Here is a 1,301-nt window from a genome sequence, read left to right as displayed (position 1 = left end):
TAGCAGCATGGAAGGCCATGACGCGGCGCATTACCCGGTGAGTCTGGCAGTACTGCCCGGAGAGACACTGAAGCTTCAACTCGGGCACGACACCGGCCTGTTCGACGACGCTTCTGCACGGCAGATGGTGGAGCGGTTGCGGCGGGTTATCGAGGAGATGGTCGCCGATCCTGGTGCGCGGATCGATGGCGTCGACGTGCTGGAGCCTACGGAGCGCGAGCGACTGTTGGTCGAGTACAACGACTCGGCCCGCCCTGTCCCGGACGGGACGTTCCCGCAACTGTTCGAGGCTCAGGTGGGGCGAACGCCCGATGCGGTCGCGGTCGCTTACCTGGACACGTCGGTGTCGTATGGGGAGTTGAATGCGCGGGCAAATCGGTTGGCGCGGGTGTTGGTGAAGCGGGGTGTGGGTCCGGAGCGTCTGGTGGGTCTGGCGTTGCCGCGCTCGGTGGACATGGTGGTGGCGGTGCTGGCGGTGCTGAAGGCCGGCGGCGCGTACCTGCCCATCGACCCCGACTATCCCAGTGAGCGGATTGCGTTCATGCTCCAGGACGCCGATCCAGTTTGCGTCCTCACTGCGACGGAAACCGATCATGTGGCAGCGGAGGTGGGGGTGCCGTGTAGCCGGATCGAGGACCTCTACGACGGCGCAGAGGCCGGCTTTGTGGCGAGTGACGACCTTGCTGAGGGCGAGCGGCTTGGGTGTCTGCGCGCGGACAGCCCGGCGTATGTGATCTACACGTCGGGGTCGACTGGCCGCCCCAAGGGTGTGAGCGTCACGCATACCGGGCTGGCGAGTATGGGTGCGATGCACGCCGACCGGTTCGGTGTGGGCCCTGACAGTCGGGTGCTGCAGTTCGCTTCGCCGAGTTTCGACGCTTCTGTGTGGGAACTGGTGATGGCGTTGCTGTCGGGTGCGGCGTTGGTGGTGGCGGACAGGGATCGGCTTCTTCCGGGGCCGGCGCTGGCGGAGTTGGTAGCGGCGGCAGGGGTGACGCATGTGACGTTGCCGCCGTCGGCGTTGGCTGTATTGCCGGCTGATGGGTTGCCGTCGGGTGTGGTGCTGGTGGTGGCCGGTGAGGCGTGTGCGCCGGATGTGGTGGCGCGGTGGTCGGTGGGACGGCGGATGTTCAACGCCTATGGGCCGACCGAGTCGTCGGTGTGTGTTTCGGTCAGTGATGTGTTGGTGGGTGGGGTGGTTCCGCCGATTGGCCGGCCGGTGTGGAACACGCGGGTGTATGTGCTGGATGGGGGGCTGCGGTTGGTGGCTCCGGGTGTGGTGGGAGAGCTGTATGTGGGTG

Annotated in this window: 1 protein-coding gene; it reads left to right on the top strand. The window is 66.4% G+C overall.

Annotation, left to right across the window (positions count from 1 at the left end):
• On the top strand, positions 1-1,301 hold a 1,301-nt coding region (locus G6048_RS48135), incomplete at both ends, for an AMP-binding protein (protein ID WP_165345902.1).

Source organism: Streptomyces ureilyticus (genome assembly GCF_011045025.1).
GTDB classification, from domain to species: Bacteria; Actinomycetota; Actinomycetes; order Streptomycetales; family Streptomycetaceae; genus Streptomyces; species Streptomyces ureilyticus.
This window is presented reverse-complemented; position numbering and strand designations above follow the sequence as displayed.